Origin of the sequence: Paenibacillus taihuensis, from assembly GCF_003386535.1 — a bacterium.
Taxonomy (GTDB): domain Bacteria; phylum Bacillota; class Bacilli; order Paenibacillales; family Paenibacillaceae; genus Paenibacillus_Z; species Paenibacillus_Z taihuensis.
The window spans coordinates 1-24082 of sequence record NZ_QTTN01000068.1; the positions used below are offsets into that span (position 1 = coordinate 1).

General features: G+C 51.2%; 24 protein-coding genes and 3 rRNA genes. 23 read left to right on the top strand and 4 right to left on the bottom strand.

Translation table 11 applies throughout. The features are described 5' to 3' along the window. The 7 genes from A8990_RS30215 to A8990_RS30245 all read left to right on the top strand — a co-directional run. Positions 1–84, top strand: a 23S ribosomal RNA gene (locus A8990_RS30215); the annotation flags it as partial. Between the two features lie 96 nt (positions 85–180). Next, positions 181–297: ribosomal RNA gene (rrf, locus tag A8990_RS30220) — 5S ribosomal RNA — on the top strand. Between the two features lie 118 nt (positions 298–415). After that, complete coding sequence (locus tag A8990_RS30225) at positions 416–757, top strand: Mpo1-like protein (protein WP_116192737.1); 342 nt, start codon at positions 416–418, stop codon at positions 755–757. 31 nt (positions 758–788) lie between these two features. Continuing rightward, positions 789–2042 (top strand): MFS transporter, encoded by a 1254-nt coding sequence (locus A8990_RS30230; RefSeq protein ID WP_245996310.1) that lies wholly within the window; start codon positions 789–791, stop codon positions 2040–2042. An 81-nt stretch (positions 2043–2123) separates the two neighbouring features. Next, positions 2124–3002 carry a helix-turn-helix domain-containing protein gene (locus A8990_RS30235; protein WP_116192739.1) on the top strand — a complete coding sequence of 293 codons (879 nt, stop codon included), beginning with the start codon at positions 2124–2126 and terminating at the stop codon, positions 3000–3002. 147 nt (positions 3003–3149) lie between these two features. After that, positions 3150–4106, top strand: a complete 957-nt coding sequence (locus A8990_RS30240) for a 3'-5' exoribonuclease YhaM family protein (protein WP_116192756.1) — start codon at positions 3150–3152, stop codon at positions 4104–4106. A gap of 26 nt (positions 4107–4132) precedes the next feature. After that, positions 4133–5119, top strand: a complete 987-nt coding sequence (locus A8990_RS30245) for a Gfo/Idh/MocA family protein (RefSeq protein WP_116192757.1) — start codon at positions 4133–4135, stop codon at positions 5117–5119. A gap of 115 nt (positions 5120–5234) precedes the next feature. Here A8990_RS30245 and A8990_RS30250 read toward each other — a convergent pair whose 3' ends face one another. Beyond that, complete coding sequence (locus A8990_RS30250) at positions 5235–6101, bottom strand: AraC family transcriptional regulator (protein WP_116192740.1); 867 nt, start codon at positions 6099–6101, stop codon at positions 5235–5237. Between the two features lie 137 nt (positions 6102–6238). Here A8990_RS30250 and A8990_RS30255 point away from each other — a divergent pair, with 137 nt between their 5' ends. Genes A8990_RS30255 through A8990_RS30265 form a run of 3 tightly spaced genes read left to right on the top strand, consistent with a single transcriptional unit; the run spans position 6239 to position 8874 of the window. Continuing rightward, positions 6239–6568, top strand: coding sequence for a UxaA family hydrolase (locus A8990_RS30255; RefSeq protein ID WP_116192741.1), 330 nt, complete (start codon positions 6239–6241; stop codon positions 6566–6568). Then, positions 6568–7731, top strand: coding sequence for a UxaA family hydrolase (locus tag A8990_RS30260; RefSeq protein WP_116192758.1), 1164 nt, complete (start codon positions 6568–6570; stop codon positions 7729–7731). Before A8990_RS30255 ends, A8990_RS30260 begins: the two co-directional genes overlap by 1 nt. Before the next feature lie 24 nt (positions 7732–7755). After that, on the top strand, positions 7756–8874 hold the full coding sequence (locus A8990_RS30265; protein ID WP_116192742.1) for a Gfo/Idh/MocA family protein: 1119 nt from the start codon (positions 7756–7758) through the stop codon (positions 8872–8874). Between the two features lie 88 nt (positions 8875–8962). Here the strand turns inward: A8990_RS30265 and A8990_RS30270 are convergent, their stop codons facing one another. Then, the gene (locus tag A8990_RS30270) at positions 8963–10147 is read right to left on the bottom strand and encodes an MFS transporter (protein ID WP_116192743.1); all 1185 of its coding nucleotides are present in this window, start codon (positions 10145–10147) and stop codon (positions 8963–8965) included. 112 nt (positions 10148–10259) lie between these two features. Between A8990_RS30270 and A8990_RS30275 the strand changes: the two genes are divergently transcribed. The 5 genes from A8990_RS30275 (at position 10260) to sigK (ending at position 13143) form a co-directional block, all read left to right on the top strand. Beyond that, positions 10260–10805 (top strand): GntR family transcriptional regulator, encoded by a 546-nt coding sequence (locus A8990_RS30275; RefSeq protein ID WP_281272536.1) that lies wholly within the window; start codon positions 10260–10262, stop codon positions 10803–10805. 18 nt (positions 10806–10823) lie between these two features. Beyond that, entirely contained in the window at positions 10824–11324 is a 501-nt protein-coding gene (locus A8990_RS30280) for a substrate-binding domain-containing protein (protein ID WP_116192745.1), read from the top strand. A gap of 5 nt (positions 11325–11329) precedes the next feature. Next, positions 11330–12145: a cache domain-containing protein gene (locus A8990_RS32415; RefSeq protein ID WP_245996311.1), complete on the top strand. Its 816-nt coding sequence runs from the start codon at positions 11330–11332 to the stop codon at positions 12143–12145. Further along, on the top strand, positions 12072–12257 hold the full coding sequence (locus A8990_RS32860; protein WP_425463945.1) for a DUF3502 domain-containing protein: 186 nt from the start codon (positions 12072–12074) through the stop codon (positions 12255–12257). Before A8990_RS32415 ends, A8990_RS32860 begins: the two co-directional genes overlap by 74 nt. Positions 12258–12441: 184 nt before the next feature. Then, positions 12442–13143, top strand: a complete 702-nt coding sequence (sigK, locus tag A8990_RS30290) for an RNA polymerase sporulation sigma factor SigK (RefSeq protein WP_116192747.1) — start codon at positions 12442–12444, stop codon at positions 13141–13143. Positions 13144–13234: 91 nt separating this feature from the next. On the opposite strand, the gene A8990_RS30295 is transcribed toward sigK, so the two are convergent. Beyond that, entirely contained in the window at positions 13235–13681 is a 447-nt protein-coding gene (locus A8990_RS30295; protein WP_342772953.1) for a GNAT family N-acetyltransferase, read from the bottom strand. A gap of 286 nt (positions 13682–13967) precedes the next feature. Continuing rightward, positions 13968–16181, bottom strand: a complete 2214-nt coding sequence (locus A8990_RS32550) for a DUF4434 domain-containing protein (protein ID WP_116192749.1) — start codon at positions 16179–16181, stop codon at positions 13968–13970. A gap of 289 nt (positions 16182–16470) precedes the next feature. Between A8990_RS32550 and A8990_RS30305 the strand changes: the two genes are divergently transcribed. The 8 genes from A8990_RS30305 to A8990_RS30340 all read left to right on the top strand — a co-directional run. Then, positions 16471–17166 (top strand): N-acetylmannosamine-6-phosphate 2-epimerase, encoded by a 696-nt coding sequence (locus A8990_RS30305; RefSeq protein ID WP_116192750.1) that lies wholly within the window; start codon positions 16471–16473, stop codon positions 17164–17166. A gap of 96 nt (positions 17167–17262) precedes the next feature. After that, positions 17263–18135, top strand: coding sequence for a MurR/RpiR family transcriptional regulator (locus A8990_RS30310; RefSeq protein ID WP_116192751.1), 873 nt, complete (start codon positions 17263–17265; stop codon positions 18133–18135). Positions 18136–18422: 287 nt separating this feature from the next. After that, positions 18423–19805 carry an ABC transporter substrate-binding protein gene (locus A8990_RS30315; RefSeq protein WP_116192752.1) on the top strand — a complete coding sequence of 461 codons (1383 nt, stop codon included), beginning with the start codon at positions 18423–18425 and terminating at the stop codon, positions 19803–19805. Positions 19806–19872: 67 nt separating this feature from the next. Then, positions 19873–20769 (top strand): carbohydrate ABC transporter permease, encoded by an 897-nt coding sequence (locus A8990_RS30320; protein WP_116192753.1) that lies wholly within the window; start codon positions 19873–19875, stop codon positions 20767–20769. Between the two features lie 2 nt (positions 20770–20771). Then, on the top strand, positions 20772–21611 hold the full coding sequence (locus A8990_RS30325) for a carbohydrate ABC transporter permease (RefSeq protein WP_116192754.1): 840 nt from the start codon (positions 20772–20774) through the stop codon (positions 21609–21611). 34 nt (positions 21612–21645) lie between these two features. Then, positions 21646–22596, top strand: coding sequence for a DUF4434 domain-containing protein (locus A8990_RS30330; protein ID WP_245996312.1), 951 nt, complete (start codon positions 21646–21648; stop codon positions 22594–22596). Positions 22597–22605: 9 nt separating this feature from the next. Next, positions 22606–23553 (top strand): ROK family protein, encoded by a 948-nt coding sequence (locus A8990_RS30335; protein WP_116192755.1) that lies wholly within the window; start codon positions 22606–22608, stop codon positions 23551–23553. A gap of 310 nt (positions 23554–23863) precedes the next feature. Then, positions 23864–24082: ribosomal RNA gene (locus A8990_RS30340) — 16S ribosomal RNA — on the top strand; the annotation flags it as partial.

The window sequence follows — 24082 nt, forward strand, 5'->3', positions numbered from 1 at the left end:
AAGACGATCAGGTTGATAGGTTCGAGGTGGAAGCGCAGCAATGTGTGGAGCTGACGAATACTAATCGGTCGAGGGCTTATCCTAAACAAGTTCATCCAAGCAAAGAACTTCGCAAAGGTTCGTATCCAGTTTTCAAAGCGCAAGCTTTGACGCATCTTTTGCTAAAGCAAAAATGCCTAGTTTGGTGATAATAGCGAAGGGGAACCACGCGTACCCATCTCGAACACGACCGTTAAGCCCTTCAGCGTCAATGGTACTTGGACCGCAGGGTCCTGGGAGAGTAGAACGTCGCCAAGCACAGATAACCGACCATATTCGTATGGTCGGTTATTTCGTTTTTGTAGGATTTTACGATAGCGCTTTCGTACATTTTCTGTTATGGTTTTTTTACTTACTTCTGGAGGGAAACAACGATATGACGACACAAGCAACGAAGCCTTCTTTTCAGAGCTATGAGGAGTTTTGGCCTTTCTATCTATCCCAGCACAGCAAGGCGACGACTCGGGGATGGCATTTTGTTGGGACAAGTTGTGTACTGCTCTGCATTATTGCCAGCTTCCTGATCGAGTGGCGGATGTTCTTGCTCGCTCCGGTTATCGCATACGGGCTTGCATGGATCAGCCACTTCTTCATTGAAGGCAATAAGCCGGCAACGTTCGGTCATCCGGTCTGGTCGCTACGGGCTGATTTTCGCATGTATGGCTACATGCTGGTCGGTAAGCTTGGTCTTGAGCTGCGCAAACATGGACTGAAATAATAAAAGCAACTATATCAAGGAGATGCCGCTTGTGTGGAGAAGGATACAAGGCAACGCAAGAAATTGCTTGCTGTATGAGCCGTTATTTTTGCTTCCGTACAATATGTACATGACGTATGCATCAATCTATATGCTGGAGCTTGGCGTAAATGAAACGCAGATTGGACTCATCACTTCCATCGGCATGGCGATCCAAATTTTCACGGCGCTTATTAGCGGTCACTTGACGGACAAGATGGGCCGAAGAAAGGCGCTGCTCGTCTATGACCTCTTGAGCTGGAGTGTCGCCGCTTTAATATGGGCGGTATCGCAGAACTTCTGGTTCTTCCTGGCCGCGGCAATCGTAAACAGCTTCCAACGCGTGCCGACAACGGCATGGTACTGTCTGCTCGTTGAAGATACGAAGCCGGAGAATCGGTCCATCGTCTTTACGATTCTCATGTTTATTAATGTCGTGGGCGGATTGTTCGCGCCGCTTGGCGGGTTGATTGTGAACCATTTTTCACTCGTTCCGGGGATGCGGATCATGTATGTCATCGCCTGTATCGGGATGACCATCATGATGATCTCGCGGCATTTCTCCACGCATGAGACGGAAATCGGTCTGAAGAAAATGCAGGAGAGCTCGAAGATCAGCTTCTCGGATACAATGATCGAGTACAAGAGTGTGCTTAAGCTGATCGTGACGAACAAACCGCTTATGATTATTTTCGGCGTGTACATTTTATTTAACTTCCAGATGACGCTTCGTAATACGTATCTCTCGGTGTACTGGGTCGATGCGCTCAATATCAACGACGCGCTGATCTCGATTTTCCCGGCGATTTCGTCTGCGGCGATGATTGTATTCCTGCTCACAGCAACACCGCGACTGAAGGAGAAGCTAGCCAACCGGTACATGATGTGGGGCTTCTTGATCTCTGCAGCATCGTTCATTATTCTGCTGGCAGCGGGACCAGGCAACATTGCAGCTACGATCACGAGTACGGTTGTAATGGCAATTGGCGGACTTCTCGCAAGCCCATACCTGGAATCATCGATTCAGAATGCAATAGACGATGACAATCGAGCGAAAATCTTTTCTATCCTTGGTGTGCTCATACTTATTTTCACATTCCCAGCAGGACTGATAGGCGGTTGGGCATATTCGATTAATGCGAAGATTCCGCTGATCTTTATTGTGATTTCGTTTCTGATGAGTGTCCCTATGATGGTCCTCTATTCGAGAGGCAGCCAGAAAGCGGTTCAACCAGCAGTTGAATTAACTTGTTCAACTGACGCTTGATAGGCCAGCATTGGTGGCTGTGCTATTCTACATCCAGACAGTGCGCACTGTACAAATTGCCGAGCGGAGGCGTTCAATACGATGGATATGTATAAGATCGGAGCATTTATTTCGAAGCTTAGAAAAGAACAAGGAATGACGCAAGCGGAGTTTGCCGAGCACTTAAGCCTTACCCATCAGGCTGTATCCAAATGGGAGCGCGGCGAATCGATGCCGGATATTAGTCTGCTGACACCGATCACCAAACTCCTTCATGTAACAATAGAAGAGCTGCTTGTTGGCGAGAAGAAGAAGGTTGTTCAAGTTGCAGCAGTAGAGGCGGAAGCGAACGTGGAGCAAGAAGAGCTTCCAGAGGATGAGGAGCAAGTCGCTGAAGCTGAAGCAGAGAACGACGAGGAGTCTCACGCGGACGAAGAAGATTCAAGTACGAAGCATGAAATCAAGTCGATCCTTAAGCTTGCGCCATTCTTGAGCACGGAAACCGTCGATGAAATGATAGAGAAGCTGGAAAATGATGATATCAGCTTGGAGCTCATCCGTGGTCTAGCACCGTTCGCAAGTTCGGCCATGATCGGCAAGCTCGTCGATAGAGCATCGCATGATCAATTGGAGCTGGAGCACATTGCAAGACTGGCACCTTTTATCGAATCGGAGCAGCTTGACCGTTTAGTGCAAAAGGTGGAGGATGGCGCTATCGATTGGTCAATCGTGCAAGTACTCGCTCCTTTCTTGAGTGAAGAAACACTGAATCGACTGGTTGAACGGGTGGCAGAAGGACATATTGAAGCTCATACGATTGTTTCGCTCGCGCCTTTCTTACAGGAGGATAACATTAAGAGGCTGGTTGACCTGGCGGAGTCTGGCACCATCAATCAAGATATTGTCGCAAGACTCGCTCCTTTTCTGCCGAAAGAGATGCTGGACCGTATGGTACGAAATTTGCTGACGAAGCTTCGATAAATGATCACTTAAACCATACTGAACCGATGCTGATCGGGCGGTATGGTTTTTTTACATGATCTTTTAGAGGAAAATACAGCCTCCTTCGCGAATTGTATTGAGATAAGCAGCAGGATGTTGGAGGTTATGTGCATGAAAGATTTAGTGATGACGAATGTACGTGATTTACGCGACGGTGAGGAGTTCGTCGGCTTCTATCTCATCAAGGAGAGCGAAGTGAAGCAGACGAATACGACGCCGCCGAAGGATTTTATGAATTTGACGTTGTCCGATTCAACAGGGGCGGTTGCGGCGAAGCTGTGGGATGCGAGCGAGTCAGATAAAGTAAGCTATCCGGCGATGACGCTCGTAAAGGTGCAAGGCGCAGCGCAGCTGTATCGGGACAAGCTGCAGGTGAAGATCGTGCGCATCCGCAAGACGACGGAGGCAGATGGCGTCAGCTTAACGGAGTTTATTCGCTCTGCTCCAGTCGAACCGAGCGAATTGCTTGCGACTGTTCAAGCGACAACGGACAGTATTACCGATAACGACATTCGTGCAGTCGTACAATACTGCTTGGACAAAATCGGCGATCGGCTGCTTCATGCCCCAGCGGCGAAGTCGCATCACCATGCATATTACGCCGGATTGGTGTATCATATTGTGAGAATGCTGGAAATAGGCGCTTTCCTGTGCAAACAGCGTCCTTTTCTCAATGCGGATCTGATCAAGGCGGGCATTATTCTTCATGATATCGCGAAGCCGGTCGAGATGGTGTCCGAGCTTGGCATTGTGTCCGACTACAGCACGCAGGGTAAGCTGATCGGGCATATTTCGCAGGCATCGCTGTGGATCACGGAAGCGGCGCTTCAGCTTGGCATGAACCCGGACAGTGAGCGCATCATGGCGCTGCAGCATCTGGTCCTCTCGCATCATAACCTGGGCGAGTGGGGCAGTCCGGTTCAGCCGCAGCTTGCAGAAGCAGTCGCACTGCATCATATCGACTCGATGGATGCGAAGCTGCAGATGATTGAGGATGCTTTTGCAACGATTCCTGACGATGAGTCGTGGACGGCTCCGATCCGAGGGCTCGAAAATAAAGCGATTTACCGGTTAAATTTCTAATTACGTGGAGGACATACAGCATGAGCATGATACGATTTGGCGTTATCGGTACGAACTGGATTACGGATCAATTTATTGAGGCAGCTAGAACGGTGGAAGGATTCACGCTTACTGCAGTCTACTCCAGAACGCAGGAGCAAGCAGACACGTTCGCTGCAAAACATAGCGTTCCCTTCACATTTACGAATTTGGCTGACATGGCTGCAAGCGAAGAACTCGACGCGGTATACATCGCTTCGCCGACTTCATTCCATGCCGAACAGGCGATGCTCCTTATGCGCGGCGGCAAGCATGTGCTGGTCGAGAAGCCGGCAGCGTCTAACGCGAGCGAGCTGGAGCAGATGATCGATACGGCGAAGCAGCACGATGTGGTGTTCATGGAGGCACTCAAGAGCACGCTGCTGCCAGGCTTTGGGGCGGTGAAGGACAATTTGCCGAAGCTGGGAACGATTCGGCGGTATTTTGCAAGCTACTGCCAATATTCTTCGCGCTATGATGCGTACAAGAACGGTACCGTGCTGAACGCATTCAAGCCGGAGTTCTCGAACGGTGCGCTCATGGATCTCGGCGTATACTGTATCTATCCGATGGTCGTATTGTTTGGCGCACCAGAGGAGATTGCAGCGAACGGCATTATGCTGGAGTCCGGCGTGGACGGACAGGGCGGGTTAATCGCGAAGTATGCCGGCATGAATGCAACGATCATGTATTCGAAAATTGCGAATTCCTCGCTGCTTGCGGAAATTCAAGGCGAAGAAGGCACGATGACGATCGACAGCATCAACATTCCGCAGCATGTCCAAATCCGTTACCGCGATGGCCGGATCGAGGATCTATCGAAACCGGACGATCGGCCGACAATGAGCTATGAAGCGGAGCAGTTCATGCAGTTGATCCGTACAGGTGAGCGGCAATCTCCGGTGAACACGCATGCGAATTCGCTTGCGGTAATGAAGGTGCTGGACGAGGCGAGACGCCAGCAAGGACTTGTGTTCCCTGCCGATCTCAAATAATGAATGAAATATAATATGATAAAAGAGTGAAATGAAAAAAACGCTGCACTGCCAAAAGGGAGAAGTACTCGACCCTCCGGCGGTTGCAGCGTTTTTTGGTTATGCGCGTGCGATATTATACGGATCGCTTATAGTGATTCGGAGTGCTGCCGGCGAACTTCTTGAACATGCGATAGAAATGCGGGAGGCTCTCGAAGCCGCATTGACCTGCAATTTCCGCGATGGTGTGGTCGGTCGTGAGCAGCAGTTCTTTGGCAAGCGTGATTCGCTTCGCAATGATGAATTCAGTTACGCTAAGCCCGGTCATCTGCTTGAACGTTCTGGAGAAGTAGGACGGACTTACAGCGGCGCGGCGAGCCATAGCAGTCAGCTGTAAATCCTCGATGAGATGCGAGTCAATATAGTTAAGCGCTGCCTGCATCCATGGCGGGCTGTTATGCCCGCTGTGCGAATCCTTTGCAATCTGGCCGGGATTCGCTTTACGGTTCAGATGAAGCAGGACCGTTTGGAGCAATAGCAACACGGCTTGCCGGTAGCCGGGCTGGCGCAGCCGGAGCTCCTCTTGCATCTCGTTGATCGCCGATTCAAGCCGCTGCTGTTCCGCCTCGAGCAGCTCAAGCTTATAATGCCGATTCGACTTGGCTAGCTCAAAGCATCGGAGATAAGAGAAGGCCTCCTTACTTATAGCGGCAGACTGCACATATTGGCTGCTGAAGAACATCGCAGATGACGTAATCGGCTGCTCCGGATTCGGGAGCGTCCGATGAATCGTATTGCCGGGAATGAGGAACAGATCGCCAGCTTGCATCTCATAGAAGGTGTGGTTAATGAAGAACGTGCCGGAGCCGCTGTGAACGTAGATGATTTCGAACCAGTCGTGCAGATGGTCCGGCAGCTCGGATTGCGTATTCTTCGTGCTTCGCAGGACAAGCTCGACCGGAAGCGACGTATCGACGTCAAAATGTTTGCGAAGCGGATTCATAATGGCTTCAGCTCCTTATGCAAGAGGTAGGTAGGACAAAAAAAGGTATATTTTCAGCGGAATCGACTATTTATATTCTGTATTCTCGTTTCTATAATATAAAATAGATCGGACTCAATTGGAAGGGGACTTTGAAGTTGGAGCATCGGATTGAATCAGGCGCGGATGCGCTTTATATGGATGAACGCGATCATGTAGCGACGGCGCTGCGCGATATGAAGGCAGGGGAAACAGTTCAGTACCGGAATGCAGAAGGTTTGCGAGCGGTAACGGTAGTGGACGATATTCCTTTTGGTCATAAGGTGGCAGTGGTCGCTGTGGAAGAAGGCGCAGATGTGCGCAAATATGGGGAAGTCATTGGACGAGCTGTTGTGTCGATCACAGTCGGCCAGCATGTACATGTGCATAACATCGAAGGGATTCGCGGACGCGGAGACCTCGGTTCGAAGGAGGCGGCAGCACAATGATGAACGGAACATTCATGGGCTATCAACGTGCAAATGGAGATATCGGCATTCGCAATCATCTGCTAATCATTCCTACCGTTATTTGCTCCAACCAAGTGTGTAACCGGATCATGCAAATGGTGCCTGGCGGAGTAGCGATTCCGCATCAGCACGGTTGCAGCCAAATCGGCGCGGATAAAGACCGTACGTTCGACGTGCTCGCGGGCACCGGTAAGAATCCGAACGTAGGTGCAGTGATCATCATTAGTCTCGGCTGTGAAGTTGTCGACCCTGCAGCGCTTGCGGAAGAGATACGTAAGACCGGCAAGCCGGTGGAATTCTTCGATATTCAATCCGTTGGCGGTTCGGTCAAGGCGATTTCGCATGGCGCAGAGCTTGCGAAGCGCATGATGGCTGACCTCGAGAAGCAAGAGAAGGTACCTGTACCATGGAACAAATTGAAGGTGGGCGTAAAATGCGGCGGTTCTGATGCAACGTCCGGACTGTCGTCGAATCCGGCACTTGGCGCGGCAGCAGATTCGCTTATCGCTGAAGGCGGTTCTATCGTTATCGGCGAAACGACGGAAATTATCGGCGCAGAGCATCTGCTCGCAGAGCGCTGCGTAACGCCGGAAGTTTCGAATCAGCTCTATCACATCGTGAACCGCTTCGAGGATGAAGTGCAGCGGATGGGCGCTGATATGCGAGGCGGAAATCCGAGCCCTGGCAACATCGCCGGCGGCTTGTCCACGATTGAAGAGAAGTCGCTCGGGTGCATTAGCAAATGCGGCAAAGCTCCGATTCAAGGCGTAATTGAATATGCGGAAAATATCCCGGACCATGGTCTCTACTTCATGGATTCCCCGGGGAATGATATTGAGTGCGTATCGGGTATGGCAGCCGGCGGCGCGCATATTGTCTGCTTCACAACCGGACGCGGAACGCCGACTGGCGCAGCGGTTATCCCTGTTATTAAGATTACAGGCAACAAAATGACGTTCCGTAATATGGAGGACAACATGGATGTCGACGTCAGCGATATGCTGGATGGCACCGGCAGCCTTGAACAAGCCGGAGACCGAATCTGGCAAGAAATTAAAGAGGTTGCCGAAGGCAAATGGACGAAAGCGGAAGTGCTGGGGCATCAGGAGTTCAGCATTAACCGGATCGGACCAAGCTTGTAAACGCCAAGACGGAGGTTGGAGAAGATGAAGAAGCTGGCCAAAGATTGGCTCGATCTGGAATATAAGCCGCAGCTCCCTGCCAATAAGGAGATGGGCATCGGCATCATCGGCGCAGGCGAAATCATCGAAGCATGTCACCTGCCAGCCTATGAGATGGCCGGTCTGCGTGTCGTGGGCATCTTCGATATGAATAGAGACCGCGCCGTGCAGCTCGCGGCGAAGTTCGGTATCCCGAAGGTGTATCGGAGCCTCGAGGAGCTGCTTGCCGATCCTGAAGTGAAGTTCGCCGACCTGGCTGTTCCTGCGAAGGTGCAGCCATCGATCGCCGAACGTGCGGCTGCTGCCGGCAAGCACATTCTGTGTCAGAAGCCGCTCGCGGAATCGTATCCGGAGGCGGTACGCATTCGCGACGCATGCGCGAGATATAGGGTGAAAGGCGCGGTCAACCAGCAGATGCGCTGGTCGCCGAGCATTCGCGCGAGCCATACGATCATCAAGCGCGGCTGGCTGGGCGAGCTGCTGCAGGCATCGATTCAGGTGAATGTGAAGCAGGACTTTGCGAACTGGGGCTGGCTGCGGGAGATGCCGACGCTGGAGTTCATGTACCATAGCATCCACTACATGGATGCCATCCGCTTCTTGTTCGGTACGCCGGAGTATGTTTATGCAGACGGCGCGCGTTTTCCAGGTCAGCAGACGATTGGCGAGACGCGGACATTGTTACATATGAAGTTCGCCGGCGAAGCACGCGGTATTATCCATGACAATCATAACCATATCGCGACAGAAGAGGATTGGTACGCGACGTACCGGTTCGAAGGAACGCAAGGCATTATTAAAGGGACGAACGGATCGCTGTACAACTATCCGGTCGGCCGCGAAGATACGCTCAGCTTTCATACGAAAGCGATTCACGAGGATTACTGGTTCACACCGCAGCTGCATGGCAAATGGTTCCCGCATGCGTTCATGGGAACGATGGGCGAGCTGATGCGCGCAGTGGAAGAGAATCGGGAGCCGGAGAACAGCGTTGAGGACAATTTGAAGACGATGCAGATGGTGTTCGGCGCATACCTCTCGATGAAGGAGAACCGACCGGTCACACTAGCAGAGATTGCGAGTAAGGTGCCTGTATTGGTGTAGTTGAGGAGGGAGGGCAGATGCTCTCCCTTTTGATTTTGCAGAAAAGAAGAAGCCAGCAGATCTCTCCGCTGACTCCACGAATTCATCGTTATTGAGGCTGCTGGCTGATGCCCGGCGGCCTTTTTATCTTCTCCCGTGCATGCTGGACCCAGAAGGCACAGGCGAAGATGACAATGCAGATCGTCGCCACAATCGAGTTGTAGAAGAACGTTTGGCGCATGCCGAACGCTTCGCTCGCAAAACCGCCGAAGAAGCTGCCGATAATGCGGGCTACGCCCATCGAGAGCAGGCCGTTAAGCGTCTGGCCGCTTGCTTTGAGCTCATTCGGCACTTCCTTATTGATGACGATCGCCATCGTGACGGACAGGACGATAAAGATCAGTCCGTGCAGCGCCTGGATCGGCAGCAGCAAGTAGGCATGGTGCACGATCGAATACAAGTACCAGCGCAGCGCGGCGGCTGTACCGGCGCCAAGCAGAATGAGCGAGACCGGCACGCGCTTGAAGATGCGGCTCGACAGCAGCAGGAACGGAACCTCGCTAAGCGAGGAAATAACCATCGACCAGCCGAGCCAAGCGCTGTCCCCGCCTAGCTCTTTGAAGTAGAGCGGGAAGAAGGCGTAATAGTAGCCGAGCGTAATCTGGAATACGAAGTTCGCGCAAATGTAGAGCATGAGCTTCCGGTTGCGGAACAGCAGCCAGACCGGCATTTTTGCGCCGCGTTTCTGATGACCTTCGATCTTCGGAAAACGAAGCGCGAGCAGCAGGCAAACGACGAGTATAAGCGTGTAGACGATGAACAGCAGGTCGATTCGTTTCTGCGCAAGCAGTCCGAACACAATCGACATGATCGCGAAGCCGAACGTGCCTCCCATCCGAATGAGGCTGAAGTTGCCGGAGCCCCGCTTGTCGAGCGCTTCCAATGTAACCGCATCGCTGATGGTGAAGATCGACGACTGGAAGAAGGTGAATACGCAAATGAAGAACAGCAGCAGCAGAAACACGTTGGTGAGCGGGAACAGCAGCACCGTCAAGCCGCTTCCGGCGATGAGCATCAATAGAATGCTGTTCTTGGTCTTGGCACGGTCGCTGAGCAGTCCCCAAACCGGCTGAGCCATAATGGCGACGAGCGGACCGAGGCTGAGCAGGGTTCCAATCTGTGCTTGCGTGAACCCGACATGCTGGAAGTAGAGCGGGATGAACGTCCCATAGACGGCATTGCCCATGTACAGAAAGACGTAGAAGAACAAGAAATAAGCTAAATTGACAGGCATCTCTTCGCTTCCTTTTGGCTAGTGTTAGTAGTTATCGTACTATAATTCATTCCTTGCTAGGAAGCGTTTTTCCAAATAAATTCCCCCTGTATCATTTCAATTCAGCCGCGAGCTGTCGCAATACTACGACGTTAGCGTCAATACGGTGGAGAAAGCGCTGAAGGAGCTGACGCAGTCCGGGCTCCTGAAGCGGGATAACCGCAGAGGAACGTTTGTCAACAACGGTGTCACGCTGGAGGGAGCGGAGGCGGGTTCGGGGCTGATCGCCGCATACGTCATCGGGATCGACAATCCGTTATGGGCGAGCGCGCTGCGCGGCATCGAGGATGTGCTGCGCCAGCATGGCTTTCACCTGCTGCCTTCGAGCTACGGCGAAAGCATGGAGCAGCTGAGGGGACTAGTCAAAGGGGCGATGACGAAGAACGTGGATGGCGTCATCATGTGCCCGCCTACAGGACCGCAGCACAATGAAGAACTTGCTGCGTTAATCGAGACGCTGGAGCGAAACGGGACACAGGTTATTTTTCTCGATCGCCATGTGTATGAGCTTGATATTCCGTTTGTTGCAAGCGATAACATTGCCGGGGCGTATCGGCTGACGAAACGGCTCATTGCGCTTGGTCATGAGCGGATTCTGTTTATCCGGAATTCGGATTAAAGCACGAGCCAGGATCGGCTGCTCGGTTTCAAGCGGGCATATGCGGATGCCGGTCTCCCGTATAAGGATGAGTATGAGCTGTTTATTCCTACGAGCTCAGAAAAGCTGACGGAAGCGGATTTTGCCCAGTATGCAGTGAAGATTGGGGAGAAGCTCTCGGCGGCTAAGGTTAAGGCTGAGGCTCAGGCTCAGAGGTTCACGGCGGTATTCACCTCGAAAGATCAGGTCGCTGAGGCGGCACTGCCTGCCATTGAGCAGGCGCTGGGTCTTCGCGTCCCGGAGGATCTGTCGCTGGTGACTTACGACGCAGATAACTTAAATCGCCGGTTGAAGCGAGACATTACCGGTATGAATCAGCCGTTCTCTATGATGGGACAGCTTGCGGCGAAGCAGCTGCTGCATCTGATTCGGGGCAAACAGGAGCAAGCGGCTGTTTATGGCCAAATTTGCAAAGCTGAATTCGCCCTCGGCAGCTCTACGTCGGCTGTCTTGCTGCAAAGCCGGGGGAGTGGAGGATGAAGCTGATGAAGCTGAAATTTCGCTCGAAGAAATATTTAGTCCGCATCTTCCTATGGATGACGTGCATTACGCTGCTGATTGTCTCTTCGCTGTCTGCGCTCATTTATTACAACGTGGAACGAAATGTGTTCAAGAGCGAATACAACAATAGCCAGAAGGTGCTGTCGCAGGTGAAGTGCAATATCGATTACCTCGATACGATGATTCGCAATTTGACCTTGTCCACGTACAGCAACAATGATGTCAAAGCGCTGATGTATCTCAACTACGAGGAGACATACGAGAGTCTGAGCGTCATTAATAAGCTGAATGCGTCGATCATAGCGAACTATCCGTTCCTGCACTCGATCTATATTTATAACAATCATAAGAAGCTGTACTGCTCCACCTATGGCGACTTGTTTCATAAGGATGTAGGGCTGGATAACCTTCTGGACTCTTATGATCATATTCCGGCGCTGCGGGCGATTGTCCGTCAGATGGACGGTCAGACCGTGCTGAGCTACATCATGTACGAGACGATGGACAGCGAGAAGCATATAGACGGCGCCGTTATTCTGAATATTAATCTGGATTGGCTCGTCAACAACATCAAGGCGGTCAATCAAATGGACGAGAGCACGAACAGCCAGCTCTATATCCTCGACAGCAGCAATCAGCTTACCAAAATGGTACCCTGCAGGCCCGGACAAAAATGCGGCTGCGATTCAATCGAAGCTGCTCGGCTTCTCGTTCGATCCGACGAATGTGAAGAGCGAGCTCGCGCAGACGGCGTCGGTCGTCGACGAGTTCTACTCCGGCCTGATTACAGGAATGGTTGACCCTGCCGATTATTTGCCGAAAATTAACGATAAGCTGAAGCAAGCGGGCATCGATAAACTGCTCGCCGAGATGCAACGCGAAATCGACGCTTGGAAAGCGTCTAAGCAATAAAAGATGGAGCCTTGCGAAGCGCTGCTGGCGCGGAGCGGGGCTTCTTTCTTTAGTTCGTACAGATGGTACATGCACTTCTAGGCCACTGCCTACATACACTGTAGAACAGTCTTTTGTTTAAGCAGCTGCCGTTACTTGTTCCTATGTCAAAGTGATTCAGTCATCTGAAGGAGGGAAAGTCGTTATGCCTGGTTTTTTCGCAGCGATTGCCTTATTCATTAAACAGCTGACACTTCTTGTTTCGTACGTCAAAAATAATGCGTTCCCTCAGCCTTTACGCGAGGATGAAGAAACAAAACATATACAGCTGTATATGGAAGGGAATCAGAACTCCAGAAATATTCTGATCGAGCATAATTTACGGCTGGTCGCGCATGTGGTGAAGAAGTTCGATAATACCAAGGAAGACACCGAGGACTTGATCTCCATCGGCACGATCGGATTAATCAAAGCGATTGAGTCGTATTCGCCGGGAAAAGGAACGAAGCTGGCTACCTTCGCAGCGCGATGTATAGAGAACGAGATCCTGATGCACCTGCGTTCGAAGAAGAAATCCAATAAAGATGTTTCATTGCATGATCCGATTGGCACGGACAAAGAAGGCAATGAAATCTCTTTAATCGATATTCTCGGAACCGATCATGATGATGTCGTCGAGAAAGTGCAGCTGCAAATCGAGAAGTCGAAGATCTACAGAAACTTGGACATTCTGGATGAGCGGGAACGGGAAGTCATTGTGGCGAGGTTCGGCTTGGAGACAGGCGGAGAAGAGCGGACGCAGAGAGAGATCGCCAAGGAGCTGGGGATCTCGAGGTCGTATGTGTCGCGAATCGAGAAGCGGGCGTTGATGAAGCTGTATCATGAGTTTTATAAGGCGAAGCGGTAATACAGTGCGAAGAGGCGAATCACGCTTGTTGCAGCGGCAGCTCAGGATATTTCCTGCAGGCTGCCGCTTTTGCTTTATTAACTAAGCATCGCTAGCATTGCTGACTGAAAAGTCTGTACCAATACAAAGTCGTATCAATGTTCGGATTGCCTGCCTGCTTAAGGGTGTCCGCGCCGCCGAGCATGAAACCGTGTTTGGCATAAAAGCGGCATGCAGCGAGATTGTCGTCCTGTGCTTCCAAGGACAAGCCAAGCAGTTGCCTGTCCATAGCCCATGCTTCAGCTTGATCCAGCAGCAGCTTGCCGACTCCTCTCCCCCGGTAAGCCTGAACCGTTGCGATGTTCTCGATGTAACCATACCGGGTCCAATCGCGAACAATTCGGATTTGCCCGACACACGCCTGTCCGTCATAGGCCAAGAACAAGGCTTTGTTCTCTTGGTCGATGTAATCGTCCCAGTTCAGTCGATCATCGGGGAAGCGGGTTTCCTTCGATTCATCGAATAGCAGCTCCTCGTAGGTCCATTTCCCGTTCTGCAACTGGGGTACAACTCGTCCGAACAGCGTAAAAGGCTCGTTTGTCCTATTTATATCCGCTATCAACTCTGGCTGTAACGCTCTCAACACGATTTTTGATTTTAAATTCAAGGGCATGCCTTCTTTCATTATGCTTTACGTCTATTTTCGCCTAGTTCCGGTTTTGAATGCAAGTAGCTAATGTCTTAGGGTTGAGTTAAGAGATTATCGTAGGCCGTGAATTGGCTGAGCGGAAGAACGCCCTGCTGAGGCAGCAGGGCGTTCTTGTTCTATTTGAGAAACTACGAAACTACTGTCTCACTTGGATTTCATCGATGAAGGTCCATGCGCTGCTGGCTGGCTCAACCGTTACTTTGACGTATCTGCCCGAAACACTGCTGAGTCCGGCCACTTTATAGGTTTTCGTCTGGTCGCTGGAGCTGACGGCCGGCTTGTTGACGACACCGACCTGCGTAAAGGCAGTATTGTTCGCGGACGTGGAGAAAGTCACGGATTTCGGCAGCAAAATAAATACGGATTTCACCTGCAAGAAATCGGCGGAAATCTCTTTGATCGACTTCGACGAACCGAGGTCAATCGTAAAGGAATAGGTGCTGCCGGTGTTCCGGCCTTGCCATGCGGCATCGGAATAGGTCGTCGTTCCGAAACTGCCGTTCGTCAGCTCGCCGCCGCTGTCCGGATACGAAGCATCAGCTGCAAGCGTAGTCGTATAGGTTTTGCCAGATGCCAGATTCGTCGGATAGCTGGTACCCGCCAAGGTGGTGACTGAGATTTGAGAAGAGATCGCGGAGTTGTTGCCTGCAGCGTCAAACGCCTGCACTTTATACGTATAGGTCGTACTGGAGTTTAATTGACTATCGTCGAATGTCGTGCCTGCCGAATAAGAGGTAGAGACGATTTCGTTATTGCGATAGATTTTGTAACCCACAACTCCGGTGCCGTCAGTAGAAGCGGTCCAGCTCAAGTGCGTCGATATGGAGGTCGTCGATGAAGAGGCGAGTCCGGTCGGCGTCGTCGGTGCCGAGGCATCCATCGAGCCGGATTGGACATAGTTCTGATAAGTCGTGTAATAGAGCGGATTCACTTGCTGCGGACTAATGTAATGGTTGAAGCTGAAGCTCAAGTAATTCGTGACATAGGACGCGGCAGCATTCATATCCGCGACGAGCGTGGATAGGTCCATCGGCTGGAAATCAAGATTGAATGTTTCCGCATCGTCCCAAAGCGCCATTGAAGGCCGGGCATTCGTGATCGCCGCTTTCGTAGCAGCGAACCAGGAAGCTAATTGGCTTGTTACTGCGTGACCGGCGCCAACGCCGTCCTGCAGCGCGAGGATATCGAGCGAGCTGTTCGGGAGAATCGCTTCCCACATCGTTTGCCAGCCGCTGGTCGTTTGTCCTCCGGAAGTGTTGTAGAATGGCGAGATCATCACTTTCAGAGAAGGATTAAGCGATTTGATATAACCGGCCACCGTCTGATAGAACGTATTCATCCGGCTCCATTCCGTCGAAGTCGGGAAATTCCAATTATCGACTTCAAACGATAAGTAGAACCCTTTGAGCGAGGCATTGCTGCCGTATTTAGCATATAGATCGCCGGCAAGTGTCTTTGCCAAATTCGCTTCATTCGTCAGCCATGTATTATCGTTTGCGTATTTGCCGAACCAATCCTCATTTAACTGCAGGCCCAGATACGTATCGACGCCATATGTATTTCCTTGGCTTAGCACTTTCGATACGATATCGGAGGAAGTGTTCTGGGTATACCCGGACAAAGCGGTAGTCGGGTAAACGGTTGTGCTGGATTTGCTGTTCGCTGTCCATTGAAGCACCATCTGATTGATGCCGACATCAATCATTTTCTGATATTCGGTGTTCCATTGCGTGCTGGTCCAAGTATTGGCGAGATCCGGCTGGAGGAATGTTCCATTTAAACGTGCGGCTGTGGATAAAGAGGCTGGAGTCACTTCCCATTCGTCAATAAACGACCAAGTGCTTGCAGCGCTTGTAACGGTCATTCGAACGTAACGGGCGGAGATCGTAGAAGGAGCGGAGCAGGTATAGGGAACGGATACGATGTCGCTGCCCGAACCTTGCTGGGATACGGTGCAGGCGGCAGTGTAGTTAACATTGTCTGTGGAAGAGCTGTATTGTACTTGCGTAGGTGTCTGCACGCCGGCTCCCGTGTATTTGTAGAAGTCGGACTTGAAGTTTTGAAACGACTGGGCGGAGCCGAGATCCACGGTGAAGCTGTAGGTGGCTGCGTTGAATCTTCCTTGCCATGCGGCATCCGCAAGCAGGGCGGAGGCATAGGTCCCGTTCGTCAGCTCGGCATTCCCGGTATCGGGGTAGCTGGCGTCCGCAGCGATGGAGGCGCTATACGATTTGCCTAGAAGCAAATTCGTGCCTGCCGCTGCGCTTTTACTCGGGGGAAGTCCAAGCACACCGGCTACCGTGAGTACGGCCATCCAGACAGTAAGAAGCGAGAGAAGACTTCGTTTCATAAAAAACCTCCCTTATAAAAAATGGTGCAGAAGAAATAAACCTTCATTTTAAATTTAATAAAAGGAGTTTTCTTCTACATAACGCCAGATTACCTTCTTCCTATTGGAGTGTCAATCGTTTTTTTTCTCGACGAACGCTATTCCGCACACTAAAATTCCTCTTTACAGCATCTGTAAATCAACCTATAATTGGAGGAAACAACCACCATAAACACGACAATTGGAGTTTTACCACGCTTCTTGAACATTCGATGAATCCCATTCTTTTGCGACAGGAGGTGTTCAAACGATGAGTCATTCGGTGCGATTGCAGGACCTTAAAGGAAAGTTGATCGTGTCCTGTCAAGCGCTTCCGGGCGAAGCGTTGTATGGGAGCGATACGATGAGCAAGATGGCCATAGCGGCTCAGAAAGGCGGAGCGGCTGCGATAAGGGCCAATTCGCCGGATGATATTCGAGCGGTTTGCCGTGCGGTTGACATCCCCGTAATCGGATTATGGAAGCAGTCGTATCCTGACTCGGATGTTTATATTACCCCGACGTATGCCGATGTGGAGCAGGTAGCCAAAGCCGGCGCTTCGATTGTAGCGCTTGATGCGACGCTGCGGCACAGGCCAAGGGGAGAATCGCTGAGCGAGATTGTCCTGCGTGCAAGAGAGAGGCTGTCCTGCATGCTGATGGCTGATGTCTCTACAGTCGAAGAAGGCATCTATGCGCATAAATTAGGATTTGACATCATCTCAAGCACACTATCGGGATATACACCGTACAGCGCGCAGTCCGCGGAGCCTGATTTCGCGCTTGTATCTGAGCTGGCGCGGCAGGTGCCGATACCGGTGTTTGCTGAAGGACGAATCCGCACAGAAGAGCAAACAGTGCGCCTGTTGCAGCATGGCGCATACGCGATTGTCATTGGCGGAGCCATAACGCGCCCCGAGCTGATAACAAGGCATTTCGTAGAAGCAATCAACAGTGTTGCTTTGTAGGGAATCCTTCTAAACAGAAGTAACTGGGTGTCTTGTCAAGAAAAAAAGTTCCAACTATACTTGGTCCATAAGAGGAAAGTTTCGCAGGAGGCGCTCATGGCATCTAAGTTTTCGAAGACGCAAGAAGGTTCAAATACTCTGCTGGTCATAGCGAGCATGTACAAATCGTTAAGCCGCACTGAGCAGAAGATTGCCGATATCATTCAAGAGGACCCGGAAAGCGTCGTTTATGCCACGCTGACGGATCTGGCCGAGAAAGCCGATGTAGGCGACACTTCCGTGCTGCGTTTGTGCCGTAAGCTTGGTTTTCGCGGATATCAGGAGTTCAAGCTATCGCTTGCGCAAGAGCTGGTCAATCCCGTCAAAAGCGTTCACAGCGAAATTGAAGAGGGCGACGATCTTGCGACGATCGCGAACAAGATTACGATTGAGAACAAGACGTTTCTCGACAATACGCTGGCGCTATTGGATATGCGCGAGCTTCAGAAGGCAATCGACGCCATTGCAAAGGCGAACAAACTATTCTTCGTCGGAGTCGGATCGTCATCGTACACCGCTGCGGATGCCAAATACAGATTCATGCGGCTAGGCTTCCAGACGGAGCTCATCACCGATTCGCATGTCATGGCCATGGCCATGACGCTAACAACGAAGAATGATGTCGTATTTGCGGTTTCGACTTCCGGCAGCACGAAGGATATTGTTGATGCGGTGCGTTTGGCGAAGGAGAACAACGTCTTCTTCATCTGTCTTACCAGCCATGCGAAGTCGCCAATTACACAGTATGCGGACGCGGTACTGTTGTCCTGCTCCAAAGAATCGCCTCTGCAGGGCGGGGCGTTCCGATCTAAGCTCACGCAAATTCATGTGCTTGATATATTAGCGACGGCGGTTGCCATTCACTGCAAGGAGAAGGCCTATCAAGCGATTGAGCTGACATCGAAGGCGGTCAGCGACAAGTTATACTAATAGCGCTCCGTACCAATGGGGTGCACACAAAAACTTCCTAGTGCGAACAGACGGTATTGCAATGTTGCAATCCTAAGCAAATCACGGTTCGGGCAGGAGGTTTTTATTTATTTTCATAAAGTGTGGAAAACCACCAAAATAAACATAAATGGTGGAATAAATATTTACAACCAGAATTAACCGCTGTTATAATGAGCTCAGATTTATACTGGCGGATGAAACCAGCTATACCATCATGCGAATGCTCTATTAGGTTAGCTCAAACAAATATAATGGAGGGGTAAACCATGGTCACTAGCAGTTGGAAGAAAGCATCGATCGGCATTATGATTACAGCTTTAACCTCTGTCGCCTTAGCAGGCTGCGGCTCGAACGGAAGCAATACGTCTTCATCGAACAATTCCGGCACCAAGAATGCGGCAGATACAACGAATTCATCCAGCAGTACGAATACTTCGAGCAGCTCGACTAACGAGACGAAGAAGGGACGCAGCGATGTGAACTTCTGGTATTTGTGGGGCGGGACTGAAGGCGAGAACATGGAGAAGCTCATAGCGGAGTTTAACAGCAGCCAAGATCTGTATACGGTCAAGGGCTTGTCCGTTCCTGATATGCAGAAGGTCATCGTTGCGCTATCGAGCGGCAATGGTCCCGACATTACCGACAATTTCAGCTCGAACACCGCCTCCTACGCGGAGAAAGGGATACTAGAGCCGCTTGACGATTACATTGCCAAAGACAACTATGATCTATCGGACTTTGTGCAAGGTGCGCTGAAGAGCGGTCAATATAACGGAAAGCAATATGCGCTGCCGATCAACGTCAACTTCTACATGATGTTCTATAACAAGAAAATGTTTGCAGACGCGGGGATCGCGAATCCTCCGACCACGGCTTCGGAGCTGCTCGATGACGCCATTAAGCTGACTAAGGTGAATGACGACAAGACGCTTCAAGTCATGGGCTTCCCGGACTTCCCGCTCGTCTATTACGTCAACCCAATGAGCTTTGCGCTCGGCGGCGATTTTGCAACAACTGACGGTAAGCTAACGCCTAACAATCCGGGCACGCTTGCGGCGATTAATCTAATGAAGCAATATCGCGATAAATTCGGTGTAGACAACATCACGAAATTCAACTCCTCGGCGAAGTACCTGGATGCGACAGATCCGTTCATCTCCGGTCACCAAGCGATTCGGTTTGACGGGCCTTGGTTTGGCAACACCGTGAAGAACGCGCTGAAGATCGAGGGATTGGATTACGGCATCGCGCCGCTTCCTGGTCCGGACGGTCAGCCAAACCTGGCTGGCGGCGGAGAAGTAAGCGCATCGACCTTCTTCATTGCCAAAAATGCGAAGAACAAGGATGGCGCATGGGCATTCATGAGTTGGCTCATGTCGAAGGAAGCGATGACCAAGTTCAATACGATGTTCGGCAACTTGCCTGCCCGCACTTCCGTCTACAACGATCCTGGGCTGCAGAATATTCCGGACTTCAAGGTGTTTGCGGATGCCGCGACAAATGCGAATCTGAAATCATTCCCGGCTGTTTCGGTGCAAACGGAATATGCGAAGCTCATTTCTGACCAATTCGAGCTTGCCGTTAACGGCAAAGAAACGGCTGAGCAGGCGTTGAAGGAAGCGGATGAGAAAGCCGGCAGCTTGAAATAGAATCCCCTGCAAGCGGCCCTGCGAGAAAGAAGGCGGGGCCGCTTGAACGGGAAGGAGGCTCGCGCATATGAGAAACACGCTTAAAGGGCTGCTGTTCGCAAGCCCGTGGCTCATTGGCTTCTTGGGCTTGACGCTGTACCCGATCGTGATGAGCTTCTATTACGGGTTCACTTCGTTCAACGCCTTCCAACCGCCTAAATTCGTTGGGCTGGACAATTATACAGAGCTTTTTCATGACGATTTATTCTGGAAGAGCATGCGCAATACGCTCTTTATTACGCTTCTGGGTACCCCGCTGAATTTGGCTTTCGCGCTTCTGGCAGCCTTGCTGCTCAATCTGAAAGTACGGGGCATGGCAGCCTACCGAACCCTCTTCTATATGCCGACGATTGTGCCGATAGCGGCTTCCACGCTATTGTGGATCTGGATTTTGAACGGTCAATATGGCTTGTTGAACACGCTGCTGTCCAAGCTGGGGCTGTACGCTCCGAGCTGGCTGGGCGATCCGGTTTATACGAAGCCTTCGCTCCTTATTATGGGCGTATGGGCTGTCGGCAACGTCATCGTCATCTTCCTGGCAGCGCTGCAGGATGTATCTGCGGCGTTGTATGAGGCTGCGGAGATTGACGGAGCGAGCACGCTTCGGAAGTTTTTCCATATTACCTTGCCAGGCATTTCGCCGATTATTCTGTTTCAGCTCATCATGCAGCTCATTAACGGCTTTCAATATTTCTCTCAAGCGTATTTGGTTATCGGCAGCTCAGGGGGCTTGAACGGCGCGCAAATCGGAGGACCAGAGAATTCGCTGCTTCTCTATGCGGTGTATTTGTACCATAATGCGTTCTACTATTTGAAGATGGGCAAGGCGTCGGCTATGGCCTGGCTGATGTTTATCTGCGTCGGAGTCGTGACGTGGGCGGTATTTAAAGGGGCGAAAAAATTAGTCACGTACGGAGGCGAATAACGATGACCGGATCTGCCGTCCGAAAGCTTCGCGCATCCTTCGCTTCGCATACGGTTTTGATCGTGCTCAGCGCCATATTCGTCATTCCGTTTCTATGGCTGCTCGGCACGTCGCTGAAATCATTGAATGAAATCTCGCTCTCGAATCTAACGATTATTCCGCGCGTCTTTCACTGGGACAACTACGCGAGGGTGTTTGAACGGATTCCGTATTTGCGCTACACGATGAATACGCTGTTCGTTACCGTCATGAGCGTGATCGGGCAGATCATCTCGTCCTCTCTGGTGGCGTACTCGCTCACAAAGGTGGAATGGAAGGGGCGGGGCATCATTTTTCCCATCGTCGTCGCCACAATGCTGCTGCCCTTCCAAGTAACGATGATACCGGTTTATATGATCTATCAGAAGCTCGGGCTAGTGGGCACTTATTGGCCGTTAATTATTCCGACGTTTACCGGCGCGCCGTTCTACATCTTTCTTCTTCGACAGTTCTTTATGACTTTGCCGGACACGCTCATCCAAGCGGCGCGTATAGACGGGGCCAACGAGTGGAAGATATTCTCGCGCATCGTGATGCCTCTATGTCGGCCGGCTCTTGCAGCAGTCGGCATCTTCACCTTCCTGTATACATGGTCTGACTTTCTTGGTCCGCTCCTTTATTTGAATGATAACGCGAAATACACGCTTACGCTCGGGCTGCAGGCTTTTATGGCGGAGCATTATACGGAATGGGACTTACTGATGGCGGCATCGGCAATGTTCACGCTGCCGATTATCGTAATGTTCTTCTTCGCGCAGAAGTATTTTATCGAGGGTATTACTTTGACAGGGATTAAAGGGTAGGGTAAGGATTCTTGTGAAGCGAGGGAGAGCGTACATGGCAAACAAATCGATTATGCCGATTTCCGGCACCTGGTTCGATTTTCACCATCCCAATCCTTACGAGGGCGATCATTGGAACGCGACCACCGATCAGTTTCAGGCAGGCGACTGGGAGCTGAAAATAACCGAGATGGTTGAAGCGGGAATGGACACCCTCATTCTGATGTCCGTTGCGCTGCATGGCAAGACGTTTTATCCCTCTGAAGTGATTAAGTACAGATGGAACCTTGTCTGTCCCGATCCGCTTGAAGTGGTGCTTAGAGTAGCGGACCGGCTGGGCGTAACCGTATATCTCGGGCTTGGCTTCTTCCAGACGCCGATTATGCACGGCTTCGCCAGCGGGGGAGATTCGACGCGCTATCGTTTTGATTTTGCCACCGAGCTATCGGAGCGTTACGGACACCATCCATCTTTCAAGGGATGGTATTTTCCGGTTGAAGCGGCAATTGAGCAATACTATCCCGAGCCGTATTTGGAATACGTCAACACGCTTGCGAACCATTGCCGGAAGAAAGGTCCGCAGCAGGTGCTTCTTGCGCCTTTCGGGACACGTACGATCAAGCCGGATGATCACTTCGTTCATCAACTGCGCGCGCTGGACGCCGATTATATTGCTTATCAAGACGAAGTCGGCGTGAACAAGACGATCGTTGCGGAGTTGGATGAAATCTATAGCGGACTTAGGGAAGCGCATGACCGCGCAGGCAAACCGCTGTGGGCGGATGTTGAGATCTTCAAGTTCCATGGGAAGGTGCTGCATCCGGCTCCGTTCGAACGAGTAAAGGGGCAGCTTGAAGTGGCTTCGAAGTATGTGGACAAAATTTTATGCTATCAATATCTCGGGATGTTGAACAAGCCGGATAGCGCGGCGCACGCAGGGCATCCGGATTCGCCGAAGCTGTACCGGGACTACATGGATTTCATCCGCGCGAACCGGACGAATTGAGGTGAAGCGATGAGCCAAGCAGCCGTAATCGGGATTGATTTAGGCGGAACGAATATGAAAGCAGGCATCGTAACGAAGAGCGGCACGATCCTTCGTTACGATACGATTCCTACGAGGGCGCAAGCAGGCAAGGATGCGCTGCTCGATCAGATTGTAGAAGTAATCTCGATGTATCGTTCCTATGCGCAGTCATCTCAAATTGAGATATCGGCCATCGGCATCGGAACGGCTGGCTATGTCAACCGGGAGGGCGTCATCGGGTTTGCAACCGACAATTTGCCTGGATGGAGCGGTACTCGTCTGCGGGAAGAGCTTGAGCTCAAATGCGGAATGCCTATCGTCGTGGATAATGATGTGAATGCGATGGCGATGGGAGAAGTGTGGCTTGGTGCAGGACGTCACTGGGATGACTTCTTATGCATTACCCTTGGCACCGGTATTGGAGGGTGTCTGATAGAGAAGAAGATGCCTTATCGCGGGCGAACGGGCTATGCCGGAGCGTATGGTCACCAAATCGTTCAGCAGCTAGAGGGCTTCCCGTGTACATGCGGGCTGAGCGGCTGTTGGGAGCAATATGCATCTGTGACGGCACTTAAGCGACTTATTGGCGAGATGACCCAAGAAGGAATGGAGCCCCAAACGCCGGAAACGCTCTTTGCAAGAGCTCGCAGCGGGGGCGAGGTTGAACTGCATATCGTCGAGCGGTATGCGCAGTACATTGCGATCGGACTCGCAAATTTGATTCACGCGTTCAATCCTACAGCCATCGTTATTGGCGGTGCTGTGACGCAGCAAGGAGAGTTTCTGTTCGAACGGATTCGCAGCTATGTGAGTCGCTGTACGATGAATGTGTATGTAGAATCGCCAAAATTGCCGATTGTGCCTGCAGAGCTCGGCGACTTGGCGGGAATGTTCGGTGCAGCTTATCTGGCGTTGATGGAGGACCAATCTATATAGTGAACATGAGTTTAAAAGGTTAGGAGTTGAAATAAGCCCTTCGTCATGATCGAACAAGACGAGGGGTTATTTGTTATTCGCGCTATAGAGATAATGACTTCAGATAAAGTTAATTAAAAATAATGCTTGCAATATGTTTTGAATCTATGATATATTCTAATTCCGGCCGAGACGCCGGCGAGAAAATGAAACAATTTGTTCCTTGAAAACTGAACAATGAGCGACCTGTCAAAAGGTCTTGAAACAAGCTAGTTTTTTGAATGAGCTAACAAGCGAATTCATTTGGCGCAAATGGCTCCGCCATTTCGCCTTTATGGAGAGTTTGATCCTGGCTCAGGACGAACGCTGGCGGCGTGCCTAATACATGCAAGTCGAGCGGATCTTACCTTCGGGTAAGGTTAGCGGCGGACGGGTGAGTAACACGTAGGCAACCTGCCTGTAAGACCGGGATAACATTCGGAAACGAATGCTAATACCGGATACGCAACTTGACTGCATGGTTGAGTTGGGAAAGACGGTGCAAGCTGTC